The 19059-nt window shown below is 45.9% G+C and carries 13 protein-coding genes; 1 reads left to right on the top strand and 12 read right to left on the bottom strand.

Annotation, left to right across the window (positions count from 1 at the left end; all coding sequences use genetic code 11):
* Nucleotides 1–108: 108 nt before the first annotated feature.
* The 3 genes from G3352_RS12415 to G3352_RS12405 all read right to left on the bottom strand — a co-directional run bounded on the left by G3352_RS12415 (nucleotide 109) and on the right by G3352_RS12405 (nucleotide 5946).
* The gene (locus G3352_RS12415) at nucleotides 109–462 is read right to left on the bottom strand and encodes a VOC family protein (RefSeq protein WP_163756919.1); all 354 of its coding nucleotides are present in this window, start codon (nucleotides 460–462) and stop codon (nucleotides 109–111) included.
* Nucleotides 463–1166: 704 nt separating this feature from the next.
* On the bottom strand, nucleotides 1167–2453 hold the full coding sequence (locus G3352_RS12410; RefSeq protein ID WP_163756917.1) for a cellulase-like family protein: 1287 nt from the start codon (nucleotides 2451–2453) through the stop codon (nucleotides 1167–1169).
* Nucleotides 2454–2550: 97 nt separating this feature from the next.
* Nucleotides 2551–5946, bottom strand: a complete 3396-nt coding sequence (locus G3352_RS12405; RefSeq protein ID WP_163756915.1) for a tetratricopeptide repeat protein — start codon at nucleotides 5944–5946, stop codon at nucleotides 2551–2553.
* A gap of 127 nt (nucleotides 5947–6073) precedes the next feature.
* Here G3352_RS12405 and G3352_RS12400 point away from each other — a divergent pair, with 127 nt between their 5' ends.
* The gene (locus G3352_RS12400; RefSeq protein WP_163756914.1) at nucleotides 6074–6970 is read left to right on the top strand and encodes an AraC family transcriptional regulator; all 897 of its coding nucleotides are present in this window, start codon (nucleotides 6074–6076) and stop codon (nucleotides 6968–6970) included.
* A gap of 120 nt (nucleotides 6971–7090) precedes the next feature.
* On the opposite strand, the gene G3352_RS12395 is transcribed toward G3352_RS12400, so the two are convergent.
* From G3352_RS12395 to G3352_RS12355, 9 genes are all read right to left on the bottom strand, one after another.
* Nucleotides 7091–8320 (bottom strand): multidrug effflux MFS transporter, encoded by a 1230-nt coding sequence (locus G3352_RS12395; RefSeq protein WP_163756911.1) that lies wholly within the window; start codon nucleotides 8318–8320, stop codon nucleotides 7091–7093.
* 397 nt (nucleotides 8321–8717) lie between these two features.
* Nucleotides 8718–10976, bottom strand: coding sequence for an FAD-dependent oxidoreductase (locus G3352_RS12390; RefSeq protein WP_163756909.1), 2259 nt, complete (start codon nucleotides 10974–10976; stop codon nucleotides 8718–8720).
* Nucleotides 10977–10995: 19 nt separating this feature from the next.
* Nucleotides 10996–11823 carry a carbohydrate ABC transporter permease gene (locus G3352_RS12385; protein WP_163756907.1) on the bottom strand — a complete coding sequence of 276 codons (828 nt, stop codon included), beginning with the start codon at nucleotides 11821–11823 and terminating at the stop codon, nucleotides 10996–10998.
* 15 nt (nucleotides 11824–11838) lie between these two features.
* Nucleotides 11839–12723, bottom strand: a complete 885-nt coding sequence (locus G3352_RS12380) for an ABC transporter permease subunit (RefSeq protein WP_163756905.1) — start codon at nucleotides 12721–12723, stop codon at nucleotides 11839–11841.
* 114 nt (nucleotides 12724–12837) lie between these two features.
* Entirely contained in the window at nucleotides 12838–14145 is a 1308-nt protein-coding gene (locus tag G3352_RS12375) for an ABC transporter substrate-binding protein (protein WP_163756903.1), read from the bottom strand.
* Between the two features lie 93 nt (nucleotides 14146–14238).
* Nucleotides 14239–15006 carry a response regulator transcription factor gene (locus G3352_RS12370; protein ID WP_163756902.1) on the bottom strand — a complete coding sequence of 256 codons (768 nt, stop codon included), beginning with the start codon at nucleotides 15004–15006 and terminating at the stop codon, nucleotides 14239–14241.
* Nucleotides 14984–16807, bottom strand: a complete 1824-nt coding sequence (locus tag G3352_RS12365; protein WP_163756901.1) for a cache domain-containing sensor histidine kinase — start codon at nucleotides 16805–16807, stop codon at nucleotides 14984–14986. The genes G3352_RS12370 and G3352_RS12365 overlap by 23 nt, the downstream gene beginning before the upstream one ends.
* Before the next feature lie 163 nt (nucleotides 16808–16970).
* A complete protein-coding gene (locus G3352_RS12360) occupies nucleotides 16971–17801 on the bottom strand; it encodes a phosphoenolpyruvate hydrolase family protein (protein WP_163756900.1) in 831 nt (276 codons plus the stop codon).
* Between the two features lie 25 nt (nucleotides 17802–17826).
* Nucleotides 17827–19041, bottom strand: coding sequence for a Tm-1-like ATP-binding domain-containing protein (locus tag G3352_RS12355; RefSeq protein ID WP_163756899.1), 1215 nt, complete (start codon nucleotides 19039–19041; stop codon nucleotides 17827–17829).
* Nucleotides 19042–19059: the final 18 nt, after the last annotated feature.

Genomic DNA, 19059 nt, shown 5'->3' with positions numbered 1-19059 from the left:
ACATCCGAGAAAAGAATGCCAATACTTCAAACCAATATACAATAATTTTTAAAGAAAGTACTTTAATTTGAACAGTACCTCTGCTTGTATACCTCTCTGACAACTGATTTAATGTCTATGAGCAAGGATATTGATTAACTTACCAAATGGATCACGTACATAGAATCGACGAACTCCCCAGGGCTCATCCGTAAGATCATATTCTATTGTATAACCAGCACTTTTCATGCGTTCGTACACTACATCGACATCATCGACTTCAATTGAAAGGTCAGGTGTAGGTGTATTGGAGCCACCTTGTGTAGCGATACTTATTTGAACGTTCTCCTCCCCAAGTAATCCGTATGTTTCAATCCAACCGTGATTCATCAATAAATCAAGTTCAAGCACATCCTGGTAAAAGTTTTTTGCTACTGGAACGTTTTGTGTATTAATATTGGTGACAATTCGTTTTACCCTCATTTTCAAAACCTCGATTCAAATAATATATTTCCCAATGAGGAAGCCTCGCCCTTATTTCACATTATCATCTAGTACCACGTTATTCAATCGACAAAAAGGCCAACCAGAAGATTCTGGCTAGCCTGTTAATACAAAAGTAGGATGCACCCCTTATGAAATTTAAAATTTAGTTAATAATAAGAAATTATTCAGATGAAACCTATGGGAGTGATTCGATGCTGGGGAATGTCATCTTTGGTTTGGTTATCCCCATCTTAATTGGTGGGTGGATTCTGCGCAGAAACGTTAACATCCTCTTAGCTTATTATCCGCTGGGAGTAGCCACCTCTTCTTGTCTAAACGGTGTGGGCTTTAACTTCTTTTGGAATATCCTCCCAAACACTCACAACCAATCATATGCAGGCCTCCCTTTCGACTTAGGTATATACCCTATTGCCGGGTGCCTCATGATATACATGATTCTTGAAAAAAAACGAAGTCGTGGCTAGCAATCCTAATAACCTCTTTTATATTAACGCTGATCGAATGGTTGGCTAAAGAAATGGGTAGAGTTCTGTATTTTAATGGCTGGAATATCTATTGGACTTTCTTTTCTTATTTTCTTCCTTTAGTCGTAGTGTATGGATATAGTAAAATATTCGCTATGATGTACGACGTTTCTAAAAAGAAGAGAACATAAAGTTTGATTCTTGCCAACATAACAATTATTGCGATGCAAGAATATATTGATTCCATTTCTGCTGCCAGGCGACATCGTCCCAGAAAGGATGATGCGGTGCACAGTTAGAGCATAGAGTCATCCCCCAGAAGCCAAGAGCCATTCCTTTACGCAGCGCGTACTCTGCAATAAATTTCCCAACAGGCCCCTCTTCGAATTCCGCTAACAGCGGCGTATAACCAACATATCCTTCCCCAATAACGACCGGCAAGCCAGAATGAGCCGCCCATTCGTGAGCTTCCTCGAAGCGCATATCTGCCTTTTGCAGCATAGCCAGCTTATGTTTACTATAATTTTCGTATAAAAAAAGATCCCATTTATCTGGCTCCACCCAGTCATGCAAATAGAGCAGTCTTAACCCTACCGGATTTCCATCCATCCTCCATTCTTGGTCACACGGGAGCGCATACTCTTCAAATGGAGGCGCATCCTCCCGTAGGAGCGATTGGACGAATGAGCCGGGAAAAGGTGCCTGCTCATCATCAATTCCAGCCGCTTCGGTTAATTCATTCAATACCCCTTTGATATAGAGATGGAAATGTGCCACCTGTAAATTTCCCGCTACATAGGATTTGGGATAGGCTTCATTTAGTGTATAACTTGCTGTCATCAGGATATCCGGGTGGACACTTCTAAGATAACCTACGGCCTCTTCAATATAAGGCTGCATGGCTTCCACCAGTGCCGGTACATTGGACGGGGCAATGCCTTGAGCGGTTCCAATCTCGGTCAGTTGCCCGAACTCCACCTCATTATGCAGCTCTGTGTAGACGATCTGTTCGTCATATCCTTCGGCTTTTATATATCGGATAAGCTGATCCATGGATCTGGCAATAGCCATAAATCGCTTCTCCGGAGCGATGGCAGCCAGTTCATCGCGCAACCCGGGAAAGGCCAGAAAGCTGGGGCTCTGCTGATATTCCCAAGAAGACAAGATGATATAACAGCCATGGGCCTTGGCCTGTCTGAACAACTCCAGTAAATGCGCATGTCCATCCAGCTCGGCGCCGCCCCGGCAGTTATACCAGCGTGTCCGCTGCCCGATCTCTCCAAGGCTGCCGAAGTGTAACGGACCCGGCCGCTTTCCTTCCGCCGTGAACAATAAAAAGGGCATCGCACAGATTCGGATCGTATTGTAGCCCCTCTCCACCGCTTCCTTAAATCTTGCCTCAAGGTCGCTATAAGGTTCCCCCGGTAAGGTCATGGTGTACCAGGAAAAATCCCACATCGTGATGGTCAGTTTGCGCGGCAACTCCCTATGCCCTACATCCATTATCATTACACCCTCCTTTTTGTTTGTAGCAATACAGGTATATTCTCTGTAATACGGTCAATGGACAATATCTCTCCATCTCTTTGATGATGGAGCATTAAGGTTGAAATCCTTCGCGCAGTTGCCGAGGATACCGTCTATGAACCATCGCCCCTTGATGATTAGGCTCCATTTCCAGAGCCAACTCAAGTTCGGTTTTGGCTTCTTCGTCATGGCCAAGCCCCAGAAGCCCCAAGCCTCTCATGTACCGGCAATGGATTACATTGCGCCGGTTCAGATCATCCTCAAATACCAGGAAATCCGGCAGGGATACCGCAAAATAATCCATTTTGATGTCGTCAAAAATATGCTTTTCAGCATAATCAATCAGTTTATTAAAACGGCGCTTAGCTTCTTTCACGTTACGGAGCTTCAACCAGGCCAACCCTTGGTAAAAAATCATTTCTGGCGGCTGATCGTTATAGAATAACGCACTTGTCGGCTCGGCTAGACCCTGTGAAGCTATGGTGTAACTAGCGCTGGCTTCTGATTCCCGCTGCAGACCTTCGTAGGCCATGCCGAGATAATAATAAATATTATTCTCCTGAGTTCCTTCTAACTTACCTTCTCCCAGATTCAATGGATAGACTAATGCTTGTTGTAAATGCTGAACTGCTGCTTCATAATGACCGTTTTGCAGCGCTTGTTTACCAAGCTCGGTATGAGCCAACTTATATTGCCCGGTCACTTTCCCCTCTCCACCCTCCCACGGATGGAAATTGCGCAGAGACAAGGCAGCGATTGCCTCTTGATAACGTTCAAAATTGTTTAACAGGGTTACGTATTCCACATACAGATCATCTCGCTTCTCAACCAGATCTCGCCTCTCTTCAAGGATATGGAGGCGTTTGTCTGTTGACCACGCAAGCTTCTTACGCAGCTGATCCAGTTCAAAGAAAATACGACCATCTTCCGGTGCACAAGCAAAGGCCTGTTCAAGCGAAGCTAGGGCCGCTTGCGGATTGTTCTGTTTGTTATAATAGGCCAACCCCAAGTTTCGGTGTACCGTCGGAAAATCATCCCGCAGTTCACGGGACTTCTCCCAGCTCGCAATCGCCTCGATAGGCCGTTTTTTGTCGTAATAAAAGTTTCCGAGATAGTAATGAGCCTTGTCGTCCTGCGGATTAGCATGAACTGCACTTACCAGTAGCTGAAGTTCATACAAGGTGTTCGGGAAACAATAGGTTGGGTTGGCCAATTGTCCCTTACGGCGAGCTTCTTGAGCATGTTCATGTTGTCCGGTACGTTCATATAATTCAGCTAGTGCATAATGCAGCATCGGATAGACTGAATTCTCCAGGTCCACTATGCTTTTCCCTACTGCAATGGCTTCTTCATAGAAACCACTGTCCATATAGTCTGCGATGACATTCAGATAGTTATGGGCGTCATTTCTCATCAATTGCTGCAATTCAATCAGAATACCTTGTGCAGCATCCTTGTCTCCCATAGCTGTATGAGCCAAAGCCAACTCATTATAAGCTCCAAAATCCGCAACATCCAATTCAAGGGTTTCAAGCGCACAGGCCTTTGCATTATCAATCAGCCCAAGTTTGCGCAGCAATGCAGCTTTCAGATTACGTGCTTTATAGTTTCGTGAATTGCGGATGAGTGAACGATCAACTTGCTCCAGAGCCTCCGTGTACTGGCCTTTCAAGCTGGAAATCTGAGCAAGTGAGAAGTACCCTGCATCCTGCCACGCTGCCGACCATACCGATTTGTGAAAAGCAGTAAAAGCCTCATCCAAACGGCCTTGACCACGAAGTGCTACTCCCAGCTGATAGTAGGCCTCGCTGTCATATGGGTTCGGATTGCGCCAGGTCAACCGCTCAATCGCTTTGCGGAAATACTGTTCGCTGTCTATATATAATCCACGACGAAGCAGTAAAGTTCCATATGCTACATTCAATCGGATATCACCGTTATCCCGCTTCAATCCTTCCAGATAGTACGCTTCAGGCTCAAACGTAGCATGCCGATATTGCTCCAGATGCTGGCCTGCCAGATACAGTTCTTCGGTCGAACGCAGTTCTTCTGGTGCTGTCAGTGGTTTAGCAGCATCAGGGATCTGTTCAATATCCGGACGTTTCGGTTGATAGGAAATCAGCACTCTGCCTTCCCTATTTCGAACCAAAAGCTTCAGATCATGCTCCTGCTCCCCGCTCTCCAGCGGAATAACCTTCTGATATACATCTATAGGGGACAATTCAATGGTTTCCTGCAAATACCGGGTTGCTGCCCCACTCAACTCCACAACGGCATGTTCGAGTTTAGATGTTGCATATACCTTGATCACTGCCTCTCCCGCTTCAGCATCAACTTCCAGATTGATGGCTGCTTCGATGGAGGCGTTTTTTACGACACCGATGTTTTTGTAAGGCATGAAATACTGGGTGAAGGTCTTCTCCTCATAGGGCTGTAGCCAAGTGAAGTCGGGCTGATTATCTGTGTACACCCCAGTCATAAGTTCAATGTATGGACCATCTTCATCCGTCAATTGACGGTCCCACGCCTGACCGAACTCTCCATTTCCCCAGGTCCATTGTTTCTTGCCGGGAGAAATATGATGATTCGCCACATGCAGCAATCCGGCCTCTACGCCGTGATCATATGCTCCGACGAAATTATAATCGGATTTATAAGCCATGTACGAAGTCGGAACCGGGATGTTCTTATACCGGGAAATATCAATGCCTTCCGAGTAATCCTGTTTGTAATAAGTTCCGGTAGCGATAGGAAAACGCGAAACATCCCTTTTGCCATGATCAAATACAGCCGTTACGTCTGGCGGAAACACGGATTGCGTATATTCATTAACCGCTACGGCCGGATTTGCCCACCACAGGAAGGTCTGCGGCTCAGGTGTCCGGTTGTATAATTGAGCATGGATCTCCAAATAGGCCTTATCCGGATAGAGTTTGAAGGATGCAGTGACTTTTGTGCCGTACATCCGGTCAATCTCACTAACCCATACTGTAGCACTGCCATTGTCAGTTACTTCGTATTTGTATTCAACCGGACCAAATGTATTAGGACGGTGATGCTGGGGCCAGTTAAATTCAATTCCTCCAGAGATCCAAGGACCGGCAAGGCCCACCAGTGCAGGCTTAATGACGCGGTTATAATAGACAAAATCATAATTGTTCGTTTTATCAAGCGCACGATAGATTCTACCGCCGATTTCCGGCATGATCTCAATACGGATATACTGATTCTCCAGAATAACCAATTTGTAATTTTTATCATGCTTCACATCCGAGATACTCTCGATCACTGGATGCGGATACACACGGCCGGTGCTTCCCTGATAGACTCTTTTCTCCAGAAACATAGGATTTGGGTCAGCTTCACCCGCCTCATATGTAGGTATCAACACGCTTGTCTCCCACACTTGTACCTGATTGGATCCGATTGGATCCGCCTTCAGCTTGTGATCCACAGCCTCATGCTTCATGTTAGAACTGCCTCCCTTGTCTTGATAGTTATACTGTATATTCTGTCAAGGAAGGTTCCAATTGACGAAATGCGGGAAGTGATGGATTATATTCTTATTCGGATTATGAATTACGGGGGTAACTGGAATGAGTCCTGACCACATACGCAAGCGTGAAGGATTTCTAGAGGAGAAGCTATACGTACTTCCAGAATACTGGATGAAAGAACTGGAACAAGAAGAACTAACCTCTACCTTATTTATTACGGACATCGGCTATTTCTCTAACGCTCAATATCATTTCAGGGAGCGCCTGGAAGGCAGCCCCTCGCATATTTTCATCTTTTGCGAAGCGGGAGAAGGCTGGGTTGAGCTGAATCATGGAGAACGAATACTCATGCAGCAAGGAGATATGATAATAATCCCACCCGAAACTGCACATCGTTACGGGGCAATGCAGGAGAATCCATGGAGTATCTTCTGGTTTCATTTCAAAGGCAGCCATGCGAATAGATTGGTGAATATGTTTGGTTTGTCTAACGCATCACTCGCTTTATCCCCAAGCGGCAAGGCCCGTTTAATGGAATGGTTCGCACCCACCTATGAAATGCTGGCCGAGCGGACATATGCCCTGACTACCCATGTACATGTGGCCCAAACTACAAGACAGTTGCTCTCCGGAATTGGCTTAAATGCCGTCAAATCGGCACAAGAGAAGAAACGTGAAACTTATCTGGAACAGGCGATTCAATACATGAATGTTCATATGAGTGGCTCTATTTCTCTTACGGAGTTGGCTAATCATGTCGGGGTGTCGAAACAGCATCTGATCTTTCTGTTTAATTCTGAAACGGGCGTCGCTCCGATCGAATATTTCCTTCGGCTCAAAATTCAGCGGGCAGGTCATCTTCTGGATCTTACCGAAATGAGCATCAAGGAAGTCAGCTCTACAGTGGGCATCAGTGATCCCTATTATTTCTCCCGACTCTTTAAGAAGATTTCGGGATTCTCCCCTTCCAGCTACCGGAAGATCCCGAAAGGCTAGACTTTCGAAAGTTCATTGCCGTCTTTCCTTCATTACCACAATATAAAAAACCGTTGAGTCTTTAAATTAAAGTTCAACGGTTTTTTTATATCTAATAGAATCAATCCCTCATATTCTCAATTAAAAGTTAGAATCAGGCTGAGCATGTTGAGGTGTGTGATGCGATATTTTTTTAACGAGTAGGAAGTACGTAAGAATCGCAACGAGACTGGTCATTAATAAAGTGAGTCCAAGTGGGACGGCAGTGTCTTCACCTGCGATACCAACCAGAGGAGCAACCAGGGCGCCTAAAAGAAAAGGAACCACGCCGAGCAGTGCTGCTGCACTTCCAGCCATCTTGGCTTGGCTCTCCATCGCAAGCGGAAATGCCGCAGTAGACGTAATACCGATGGAGCAAACAAAGAAGAACAATGGAATGACCAATGCGAACAGCGGGCCATGAACTAAGGTTACCACCAAAGCTGCAACACTTGCCGCTAAAGCAAGCCAAAGTCCAGATAATAGAAGAGTCTGCTCAGGTATACGTTGTGCTAACCGACCCACAATTTGGGAACCGATAATCAAGCTGATCCCGTTCGAAGCAAACAATATAGCAAATACAGTTGGTGTGACTCCATAAATATTTTGGTATATAAATGGTGTTCCTGCTACATATGCAAAGACCCCAGCCGTCATGATTCCCTGTGCAAGCATATAGCCAACAAACTTGCGGTCACGTAGTAGCGTTCTGTAATTGCCCAACTGTTGTTTGAAGTTGGGAGCCATACGTCGTTCAGGCGGGTTGGACTCCTTCAAACCCCATTTGGTCATTATTAATAAGAAAATGCCCAAAAATGAGAGTGAGATAAACACACCAATCCATGTCGTGAATGAAAGAATGCCACTTCCAGCGATCGGTGCTGCCAAAGGCCCCAAATTCCCTACAAGCAACAACAAAGAGAAGAATTTAGTGAGTTCATGTCCACTATAAAGGTCCCTAGCTATCGCACGAGAAATGACAATTCCTGCTGAAGCCGCAAATCCTTGAGTGAAACGAAACAAAATCAATAGTCCGATATTAGGAGCAAAAGCGCACGCCAAGGAGCAAATAATATAGGCTGCCATGGAGATTAACAACGGTTTACGTCTACCGTGAGCATCACTCAAAGGACCCATAACGAGCTGCCCCACACCTAGACCTAATAAACAAGCAGTAAGACTAAACTGAACAAGTGAAGCGCTTGTATTGAAATTCTTTGCAATCTCAGGAAATGCCGGTAAATACATATCAATCGTAAATGGACCTAACGTTGAAAATAAACCCAGCAACAAAGCCAGGCCAAATACATTCCAATTTTTACTCTTTATCATTGTTGATTAAATCTCCAATTCATTACGTAATTTAGTTTATTTGAATCGTCATTACAATCCATTATGCATTACCTATCCCCCGTCCACACCCCACATCTATTGATCCTAACAAATTGTAACTGCCCTACTCCAGAAAAGCCACTTATTTTTCTTTCCTATTCGGAGTATAAGACATAGAGTTAACTGTAAGTCAAATCATTTATCTTAAAAAAGAGTTTGGGCTTAACCACTGGATTCGCTTATTCGCTTCATGTTGGAAACCAAAGTTCGCTTAAAAAACAATAATAAAACCCCCTACAAGAGCAAATTATAGTTTTGCTTTAGGTAGGAGGTTAATATTTTATGTGCAGGGTATCCCATAAGATGAGCTAATTCCTAGTTGATCCCCGCAGGGCCGTCATCTATGAGAATCATATAGTCGAATTTCGTACACTTCTGCCCGATCACCACCGTGCGTTTCCTTGATAATGACCCTAATCCGTTTTGAATGTATCCGATTCTCAAGGCGATGAATCTTTTTGCGAGTAAGGTTATGGCTATCACCAGCAAAACGTTCCCATTCCCCGTTAATATATGCCTGCACCTCATAGCTCTTAACCAACTCTGGAATGATCAGAAACGGTGTCTCGTGATGATGCAAATTGATCAAATCCTCATTAACATCGTCATTAAAGGTAAGGTGAATTTCCCGAATATCCACTGGTTCTGGAAGGTTGACTTCAATCCACTCTTCACGGCCATTAGCGATGGGTTCCGATATCCACAGCTGTGGACCGCCAAACGGGCGGACATAGCCGTTGATGACTTTATCAGGTGAATACGCGCCAGTCTCAACTGCAAAACAGAATGGCTTGCGGACAAGGCGCTTCATCGACCATTCAATAATGGGCTGATTCGGCTGATGATCCTCCAGATCGGAGCTGACTATTGGCTTGACTCCTCGCTCAAAGGCAAGGACACCGCTGATCGGGACAGCTGATGTGTAGAGACTAACTGCTTCATTCGCCCGAACAATGACAAATACATTACAAGGATCGCCTCCAAACATTGCACTGTCTGCAGGCACATCCAACCATTGTTTTTCACCTGCATCGACTTGGATGTCTACAGCTTGCTTGAAGTTTGCCGGTACATAATTCTCATGGCGACCTGTATCCCACAGTTCTATAGTCAGACTTGTCGCTTCACGGGCAGAAACCAACAGAGTAAATCCTTCAATTCCCCCCTCAGTCGGGAACAGCCATCCAACGTCAGCGACCAGCCGGTACTCCTCGGAAGGTTCGTTGATCAAAATTCGACTCATCGTGCTTGATGCCGTAATGGTCCCCTTTCTCGCGAGGTCAGCAGAATCCATATTTCTCAGTCCTATAATTGAGGCATCGGTCCGCAACATCGTTTGTTGCAATTCGGTCAAATGCCGCTCACGCAGCTCACGAGGCGTGATGCCTTTGATTACCGACAAGGCAGCCCCTACACCTGCCGCTTCTCCCATTACTGCACAAGTTGCCATGACGCGGGTTGTTCCGAATGCTACATGCGATGCACTGATATTACGTCCCGCAAACAGCAGATTGCTGACATTTCGGGAGTACAGGCACCCAAACGGTATATGATAAATGCCATCTGCATGCAGATGCTTGGAGCCGCTCTCAGCTGCATACATCCCTTGTGGGGGATGCAGGTCGATGGACCAACCGCCAAAGGCGACCCGGTCTTGGAATGGACGCTGAGAGATAACATCATTTTGCGTCAGAATCGTATCACCAAGGAAGCGGCGGTATTCGCGTTTGCCTGGAATCGAGCCTACCCATTCCAGCGTCATCTCCTCGGCCTGAAACTTGCCGGAGTTCTTAATATAATCCCAGATGCCATAAATAACAGACCATAACTCATCCCGAATCTGCTCATTCTCAAGTACTGTATCCAGCTCGCCGCCCCATTCAATCCACCAGTAATGACAGCCGGAATCTCCACTGCGGATCACACGCTTTAGCGGAATTGGGGTTGTAGTAATGTCTTTAGCAAACGATGGGGCTACAAACCGTACCGGTTTTCCGGTATCTTTCGTATAGAACAGCAGTGTGCTGCCAAGCGTAATATCATCAGCAACTTCCGGTGCCCATTCTTCCCCAAACTCATGACGGGCTTCACGGCCAATCCGGTATGCTGCTCCAGCGAGAAATCCAACGAGTCCGTCCCCTGTACAGTCAAGGAAGATCTCACTTTCAAACGTAATCTCACGCTCGGAGCCCATCATCCAGCCTTTCACGCTACGAATTATCCTTGCATCCTTCTCACCGTCTGCTTCTACTTCTCTAACATCCGTATTCATAAATAGAGTCAGATTGGGTTCGGCTCTTACCGCCTCCAGCAAAGTAACGTCCCACAAATAGGGGTTACCTTCCGGATTCCGTTGTTGATTCTGAATGAACAATTCACCCATAATGCCGGTCTCCCGTGCATAACGATTCACGCCATGCCCCGTTGCACCGCATACCCATACACGTACCTCGGAGCTGGAATTGCCGCCAAGTACAGGACGATTATGCACGAGTGCAACCTTTTGACCTAATCTTGCTGCTGCAATAGCGGCACAAATCCCGGAAAGTCCTCCGCCAACGACCGTAACATCGAATAATAGTGTTTCGCGTCTCATTATATAAGCCTCCTTTGAATTAGCCTTTTACAGCTGAACTGGATACACCCTGAATAATATATTTCTGACCAACCAAAAAGATTAGAATCATGGGGATAATCGCTGCGGAAGAAGCTGCCATCATGCCGTTATAGTCAACGTTGTTTTCCAGAACGAAATTTTGTAGACCAAGCGGAATTGTATAAAGCTTTGGACTCTGCAGGAAAACTAGAGCATTCTCATAATCATTCCACTGCCAGGAAAAATCGATAATCGCAAACGTTGCAAGCGCTGGTTTGGCTAACGGTAACACCAGCTTGAAGAAAATTCGAAAATGACCCGCTCCATCGAGTAATGCAGATTCTGTAATCTCGTTCGGAATACTGAGGAAGAATTGACGGAGCATAAATACGCCAAATATCGAGAACATGGCTGGCAGAATTAATGCCCAATGCGTGTTATAAATATGAAGCCAGTTAAACAGGATAAACTTCGGAACAAAAACGACTTGAGGAGGTATCATCATCATGGATAGATACACGATGAAGAGGGTATTACGTCCTTTAAATTCCGTACGGGCGAAGCCATAAGCAGCAAAGGCCGACAAAAAAACGGCACCAGCTGTACCAATCACGGCAATCTTAATTGAGTTCAAATAATAAGGGAGAAAATTATAGTTTCCCGTCCAGATTCGCTTATGGCTGGTCCAGTCCAGCTTCGAAGGAAGCCATTGGCGGAATACTTCACTCGGGGTCTGGAAGGAAGTACTGAGCATCCATAAAAAAGGAACAATCATAAACAACCCTGCAATTAACATAAGGATCGTTACAGAAAGCTTAACCGAGCGTGTCTTCGTTATTCTAAACATAGGGCCAGCTCCTCTCTAGTAATGGACCCAGCGTTTTTGGCCGACCCATTGGATGATGGTAATGACAAGAATAACCGCAAACAGGAACCAGGAAATGGTTGATGCATAGCCCATCTCATAATAGCTAAATGCCGTTTTGTAGACGAACAACGACAGAATCGTGGTGCTTCCGCTTGGGCCGCCGCCCGTAATCGCTTGGATGAGAGAGAAGGATTTGACCGTCATAATCAGCCCCGTAATCAATAGCATAAATGTCGTTGGACTAACAAGCGGCCATACAATCCTCCATGTAATAGTTGCTTTCCCTGCACCGTCAATACGTGCCGCTTCAAGTTGCTCAGTCGAAATCTCCTGCAGGGCTGCCAGATAGATAATCATGTTGTAGCCTAACATAAACCATATTTGCACGACGTCAATGGCATACATCGCCGAATTCGAATCAGCGAACCAGCCTGGAGGCGATACAATGCCGATAAAGCGAAGCACTTCATTAATCGGCCCCTGGGACGGCTGGAACAGCAGCATCCATACAAAAGCAACAGCAACACCGCTAGAGATATATGGCAGGAAGAACATGCCTCTAAGCAATCCTTTCAAATACACGCTCCGGTTAAGCACAAGAGCAACGAGAAATGCAATTGCCAATGAGACCGGAACGGACATCAGGAATATGATCGTATATTTGATTGAAGCATAGAACTGATCATCACCAAAAAGGCGTTTGATATTATCTAATCCGGTGAACGTCCAATTCGGATTGGCGAATTGATAGTCCGTGAACATCATAAAGAAGGAGTACAAGGCAGGCAGAATAAAAAATGCGAGGATACCGAGCATATTAGGCAAAATAAATACGTAGCCCACCCAGCCTTGTTTCCGAATCCAGCTGTTCCTTTTCACAGAAAACGCCGCCTTTCTTCTCGTATGGAACTTTTTAAATACAGCAAAGAGAGAAGACGGAAGCGAAGAATCCTTCTTCTCTCTTAAGGATATTGTCAATATTCGATTATTTGATTATTTGATATATTCCTGATGGCGTTTGGCCATATTCTTAAGCGTTGTATCGATATCCTGCTCATTCAGGAAGTATTTCTCGTATTCTTCCTTGCGGGCATCCAGCGCCTGCTGCGGTACATTTAGCTGGAATGATGGGAACTCTCCAAACACAACGCTATTCATCGACTCTGTATCGTATTTGTCTTCAACACCCTTGAGCAGCAGGTCCATTGCCTGCTTGTTATCAACGCTCTTCGAGGATGGAAGGCGTCCTCCGCTTGCCATCGGCAACATTCCGCCGTCCGCATACCACTTTGCGAATTTCCATGCCGCATCCTGATGCTTGGATTTCGCATTAACGGAGAGCATATCACCTAAACCGCCAGCATATTTATAATCCTTCTGATCGGCAGATACTTTCGGAATTGTAGCGAATGCGATTTTGAAGTCATGCGGAAATTCCTTCAGGTTATTGGCGTTGCGGAAAATAAATTCTCCTGCGGCTAACATAGCTGCTTCCCCTTTGAGGAACATTGTGTCTACCGGCATCTTGCTTGTTACTTGTTCTCCATATTCGGGTGTCGATTTGTCCACAAACATCATGTCATGCACGATTTGAAGCTGCTTTTTCCAAAGTTCATTATTGAAGTTAGATGTTCCTTCCGGCGTGGTTACATCAAGGCCCGCAATGGTACCGTCAATTGCGGCGGTAAAGGCAGCATCATGTTGCATAAGGCCGTACACATTTGATTTTGTTAGCGCTTTCGAATATTCCCTCAAGTCATCCCATGTCCAATCAACGGGAGGAATCGGAAGACTGGCTTCATCCAGCATGCTTTTGTTAAGCCAAATGAATAACATATTTTTCTTTGTCGGAATGCCATAATACTTATCCCCGATTTTCCATTGAGCGGCGTCTACCCCCATTTGCTCGTCGATGTTGTAATCTGTTCTGCTGCTCAGATCCAAAGCGACTCCTGCATCAACACGTTTCTGTAAACGGTTAATCGTGTAGTTGACGAACAAGTCTGCGTCCTGACCCGTCATGAGCGCCGTATCCAGCTTCAGGTTGCCGGGGTCATCATTTACATAACGGAAGTACTCGACCTGAATGTCAGGATTTTCTTTGTTCCAGCTGTCAATCACTTCTTGAGGTCCAGCCTCGGCAGGAACAGCTCCCCAAAGCGTGAGATTAATGGTCTCACCAGCATTTTGATTCGTCGATCCTGCACTCGATCCCTCGTTGTTAGCCCCTCCACATGCGCTGAGCATCGAAGCTGTCAAAGTCGTAATCAAAGCTACCTTTAACCAATTTCTATATTTCATTTACAGTCCCCCTTATCGAGTTGATAAGCTGCTTGCTACGTCTTTAACTTTATCACCAGCCTGACATTGGGGGTATGAACGGTGTTTGGATATTCATAGAACGATTTTTTGTTCTTTCCGGTATTCGTTCGGGGTCAACCCGCACCACCGCTTGAATATTTTAATGAAATAATTGTCGTTCTCGAAGCCTACCAACCTGCCAATTTCACTCACCGTTTTCTCCGTCTCTGTCAGCAGCATTTTCGCTGCTTGAACGCGGCGGTTCTGAATAAAATGCGTCATCGTGATCCCCATCTTTTTCTTAAATAAGTCACTGACATAACTGGCATCCATGCGAACATATTCAGCCAATCTCTTTAATGTCACATCCTCGGCGAAATGCTCTTCAATGTAGGTAATCATTCGGTTCAGCTCTGGATGATCTGTTGGTTCTTGGGCAGTCTTATCCGGGAACCATTTATCTGCCAAGCGAAGTTTATCCATTCTTGTCAGCTCTCCGGCTACTTTGTCCATGGTTTGCTTCAGTTCCTTCAAATCCAGAGAAAGTTTCATCAAATAACCAGAAGCTCCGTATTCCAATGCTTGCCTTGCATACTCGAATTCACTTACTGCCGTCAACATAACGAATCGGCATTCATGTCCTTCCTTTCTCGTAAGCTGAAGTAAACGGATGCCATCCATTAGCGGCATGAAAATGTCGGAAATGACAACATCGGGCTGTAATTCCCGGATCAACTGCAAACCTTCCTCGCCATTTACCGCCTCACCGACAATTTCAAACGGGATATTCGCCTTTGTAAACAATTTGCGCAAGCTTGCTCTTGCGTACTGTTCATCTTCAACGATCAATGTGCGCCACAATGGTGCTCCCCTCCTTCAAATATGGTTTGGATAACAATAATGGGAAATGCATGATGACCTTCGTCCCTTCGTCCGTCGACTCTATCCGAAGTCCTGTTGGCTGGTTCTTAAACATAAGCTCCAAGCTCTCGCGAAGGTTTTGCACGCCAATGCTTTTTCGTTTCCGGTAGGACTGATTCGCCTGGGATTTTTTGATTCCAATGCCATTGTCCGCAACCTCCAAAATAAGCAGCGAATGGTGGATTGATGCACGAATGTCGATCCGCCCCTCAAGCTGTGTTTGTCCAAACCCGTGAATCAACGAATTTTCTACCAGCGGCTGCAGACAAAACTTCGGAATCAGTGCATACTCCAGATCCCTGGAAACTTCATAGTGGAGCTCGATGCCATGTCCAAACCGTTTCCGTTGGATATCCATGTAGGATTCAATTAGCACAATCTCCTCCTTCAGAAGAATAAGATCAACCTCCAAGTTCAGCGTAGTTTCTAATATTTTTCCTAGCGATACACAAATCTCGTAAATCTCATCATCATCCTTATCCAGTGCAATGCTCTTAATTGTATTCAGCGTATTCAGCAAAAAATGAGGATTCATCTGACCAAGCAACACCTGAAATCGGACAAACTGCTTTTGCCGCTCCTCAAGCTTTAACTGTTCCAACAGATTATTGATGTCTGCGATCATGAAATTGAAGCTTCGGGTTAGCGCCAGCAATTCACCTCTGCCTTGTTCCGGCAGCTTTGTCTTCAAATTCAATTTTACGGTTGTCTCCATCTTTCGTTGAAGGTGTTTTAAAGGACCGGTAACGGTTGAAGAAATGAAGTAAGTCAGCAGCACAAACAGCAGTAGGATAGCTCCATATACGGTATAGAACCTCAGCTTCTGTTTGTTCACTTCTTCAAATAGCAAGGACAGAGGTATCTTTTTCACAAGATAACCGTCAAGCTCTTGAATCTTGCTATAGGTATACATCATATGATTGTTCACAATGGATTGGGAGGAGGTATCCTGTCCCTGACTCTGACTTGCTGCTGTAATGGCAGATGACACAGTAGAGGGTACGTTCTCCCCCGACTTGGATTGAAGCATAATATTCCCATATCCATCCATTAGAAAATAGGCTCCTTCCCTATCGCTGCCGAATGTATTTTCCTCCGTTTTTTCCTGAAACCATGCTTCATAATCGATACTAAAACGTCCATATGCGAATGGTTTTAGTCCGTCGTCACGCAGCACTTCGTAAAGGCTCAGCATCCGATTTCCTTTTCTCTCCCGAACGCCGGTCGTCAAATCATTGGATTTCCATACATACCGTTGTCCCTCAGTCCTCTTCAGCTCCTGTACCCAGGGCTCGGAACTGATGTGGGCATAATTCAGAGAATTTTCTGGCGTATACGAAGTGTAAGCGTTTCCTTTTAAATCGATTAATGTGTAGAATACGGTAGCTCCCGTAAGGAAAAAACTGTTTTCAATACTAGCAAATTTATTTTCCACAATTCGCTTTCGATGGATGGCATCATATAATTCCGGCTTCTGCATCACTTCGCGGAGGACAGAATCCTGATCCAGCAGCATCCCAGTCTTCATCACAAGACTCATCAAATCAATAAGATCGGCTTTGATGCCTTCGAGTTGCTTGACGTTAATGTCCGAAGCATCCCGCTGGAGCATAACTTCCGTTTCTCGGAAGTTGTAGAGAACCAATATGGCTATAGGCGTCAGGAGGAATAACAGAAACGAAAATAGTATTCGGTGTTTAAACGTGCCTGGCGTTATTCGTCTCAGCCATCTGGTCAACATGATTATTGCTCAGTCCTCCCATCGGTGTATACCTCCCAATTTACTGAACATTATGGCTGATCGCAACAGTAAAATGTAAGCGCTCATATGAGGAGTTGGGAGTTTCCTCTTTCCTATGGATAAAAAAACGACAGCCAAATAATTGACTGTCGTTAGGTTGATGTTATTTCCGAATCGACTTGAAGGACTCCGTCTGCTGTGTAATGCCTTTCTCTGCCGCGAAGCGCTCGATGCTGGATGCGCCGAAGAATCCATCGATGCCCTTCGTTCTCTCAATGACATAGGCCGCATCCTCCGGCTCTGCAATGGGTCCACCGTGGCAAATAATCATGATCTCCGGGTTCACAGCCCGCCCTGCTTCAATAATAGCCTCAATTCGTTGTACACAGTCGTCCAGGGTCAGTGCTGTTTTTGCACCAATGGAGCCTTTGGTCGTCAACCCCATGTGCGCAACCAAAATGTCAGCCCCCGCCTCCGCCATGGCTTTTGCCTGAGCAGGATCAAAAACATACGGCGTAGTCAGCAAATCCAATTCATGGGCGATACGGATCATTTCAACCTCCAGGTCGTACCCCATACCGGTTTCCTCCAGGTTTTGTCTGAACACCCCATCAATCAAACCAACGGTTGGGAAGTTTTGAACTCCGCTGAAGCCCTGCTCCTTCAACTGCTTCAGGTATACCTCCATTATTCGGAAAGGATCGGTGCCGCACACCCCTGCCAGAACAGGCGTATGTTTGACGACGGGCAGCACCTCGGCTCCCATCTCAACGACGATTTGATTGGCATCTCCATAGGAGAGCAAGCCGGCCAGCGAGCCGCGGCCCGCCATTCTGTACCGACCGGAATTGTATACGATTAACATATCTGCTCCGCCCGCTTCACTGCTCTTGGCCGTAATCCCTGTGCCTGCCCCGACACCTAGTAGAATTTCACCCTGCTTTACCTCTTCCCTAAATTTGTCCATAATTTCTGATCTGTTCAGCTTATTCATTTCGTTATCCTCCTTATTGGATTGATTAGGAATTTGATGTCATGAGAGCGATCAGCTTTTGTGCTGCGGCCTCTGCAAAGGCTGGATCGTTGATGGCGCAATCCATTTCAATCACTTCAACAATTGTGCGATCGACATGCTGGTGCAGGGTATCAAACAACATCCGGTCCTCCTCCGGTCCGTAGAAAGGCTCCCCCTCCACATCAATTGCGGATACGCCTCTAAGCGGTAGCATTAGCACGGTGCGTTCCTTTGCCATGTTCAGCTTCTCCGCAAGCTTCCTGCCGATCTGCTCATTCTCTTCCACTGTGGTTCTCATCAGGGTTACCGTCGGATTATGCTGATAAAACTTATGATCCTTGAATTTCTCGGGCACAGTATCGCTCGGCCCAAAATTGCACATATCTAAAGCGCCCACCGAGACTACCTGCGGAATGCGATTGTGGCCTGCAGCCTCTAAGCGATTTGGCCCCGCATTTAAGACACCGCCGATGATTTCATCCGCCCACTCCGTCGTCGTCAAGTCCAATACCCCTTCAATAAAGCCTGCTTCAATCAACGCCTCCATCGACTGCCCTCCGATGCCCGTCGCGTGGAACACAAGAACCTCGTAGCCCCGCTCCTCCAAATATTTTCTTGCCGCTGTCACACATGGTGTTGTCACTCCGAACATCGTAGCTGCAACCAGCGGTTTCTTATCCGGTTTGTGTGTATGCTCAAACTTGAGCATGCCCGCTATCGCAAATAATGCATTTGTAAATATTTTCGTAGAAATTGAGTTCAATCCTGCTACATCCACCACAGACGGAATCATGACAATATCACTCGTGCCTACGTATGGAGCTGTGTTTCCAGAAGCAACGGTTGATACCATCACCTTAGGGACACCAATCGGCAGAGCTCTCATGGCAGGTGTGACCAGTGAGGTCCCACCAGTGCCACCAAAGGAAATAATTCCGTCAAATTTACCTTGTTTGTACAACAGCGGCACCAGCTTCTTCAATCCTATGGACAAAACCTCTGTAGCCAAAGCCCGATCCTTCTTTGCCGCAAGTTCTTCTATGACCATGCCTGCGGCGTGGGCGACTTCCTGATTGGACACATCCGGAACAAAGGAAGATTCGAATACACCTGTATGAATCATCAATGTCCCCAACCCAAGCTCCTCTGCAATGCTCTTGATGTAAAGGTATTCATCACCCTTTGTATCAAATGTTCCAATGATTGCGACGGTCTTCATTCCACGGCCTCCTCGTAT

The sequence above is a fragment of the Paenibacillus sp. ALJ109b genome (assembly GCF_010747435.1).
GTDB classification, from domain to species: domain Bacteria; phylum Bacillota; class Bacilli; order Paenibacillales; family Paenibacillaceae; genus Paenibacillus; species Paenibacillus taichungensis.
Note: the sequence above shows the minus strand (reverse complement) of the source record. Positions and strands in the feature narration are given on the sequence as shown.